This window comes from Clostridium arbusti SL206 (assembly GCF_000246895.1).
GTDB classification, from domain to species: Bacteria; Bacillota; Clostridia; order Clostridiales; family Clostridiaceae; genus Clostridium_I; species Clostridium_I arbusti.
Genome location: NZ_BAEV01000196.1, coordinates 1 through 1,081 on the forward strand (window position 1 = coordinate 1; position 1,081 = coordinate 1,081).

General features: G+C 29.2%; 1 protein-coding gene. It reads right to left on the minus strand.

Annotation, left to right across the window (positions count from 1 at the left end):
* Nucleotides 1-111: 111 nt before the first annotated feature.
* Nucleotides 112-822: a 2,3,4,5-tetrahydropyridine-2,6-dicarboxylate N-acetyltransferase gene (gene dapD, locus RH99_RS18025; RefSeq protein ID WP_010241771.1), complete on the minus strand. Its 711-nt coding sequence runs from the start codon at nucleotides 820-822 to the stop codon at nucleotides 112-114.
* Nucleotides 823-1,081: the final 259 nt, after the last annotated feature.

The following is a 1,081-nucleotide window of genomic DNA, read 5'->3' on the forward strand; positions in this document are numbered from 1 at the left end:
AATATTAATAAGATGACAATAAGTAAAAAAAATCCTATACTCTACTGAGTATAGGATTTTTTTTGGTTTAGCATCTTTTACTTGTTATTTATTTTCAGATGATTTAATAAATTATTTTCTTAAATCATCCATTAGTTTAGTTTTATCTTTAGTTTTATCATCTACACTTTTTATTATCTGAGCAGGAGTTCCAGCTACAACTACATTAGCAGGAATATCGTCAACTACTACAGAACCAGCAGCAACAACAGCACCATGGCCTATTTTTACTCCTTCAAGAATAACTGAGTTTGCACCAATTAGTACATCATCTTCAATTTCACAAGGAGATTTACTTGGTGGTTCAAGAACACCAGCAACAACAGCACCTGCACCAAGATGTACTCTTTTACCAATTTTACCTCTTGCGCCAACCACTGCATTCATGTCAATCATAGATCCTTCGCCTATTTCAGCACCAATATTTATAACTGCACCCATCATTACAACAGCATTTTTAGCAATACTTACTTTATCTCTAATAATAGCACCTGGTTCTATTCTTGCATCAACTCCTGTTATATCCATAAGAGGTATAGCAGAATTTCTTCTATCTTGTTCTAATCTAAATTTTTTTATCTTGTCTTTGTTACTAATTATAAATTCCGATACAGTTGTACTTTCACCAAAGATAACATAGAAATTTTCAGCACCATATACTTCTACATTTTCCTGTGAGCATCCAGATAAGTTTCCATCTACATAAACTTTCACCGGTGTTGTTTTTTTAGCTTCTTTTATGTATCTTGCAATTTCATATGGATCTGTTAAATCATAGTTCATTTAAATTCCTCCTAAAAAAGTAAGTTATTGTTGCATATGTGTGTATTACTATACATTACATTATTATAATCAATTATTGTAACAAATTAAAGTGTATTTTAAATAAAACATAAGATTTGTTGTTATTCTTACATTATATTGTATAATTATTAATAATGATATATATAAATTATTAGGCATTTTTGATTTATTATTTTTTAAGTGCCTTATTGAAATGGAGTGAGACCTTTGGAAAAAAGTAAAATTTCATACTACGTGT

Coding starts and splice junctions, on each gene's coding strand:
- dapD (WP_010241771.1), bottom strand. CDS start 822: ATGAACTATGATTTAACAGATCCATATGAAATTGCAAGATACATAAAA.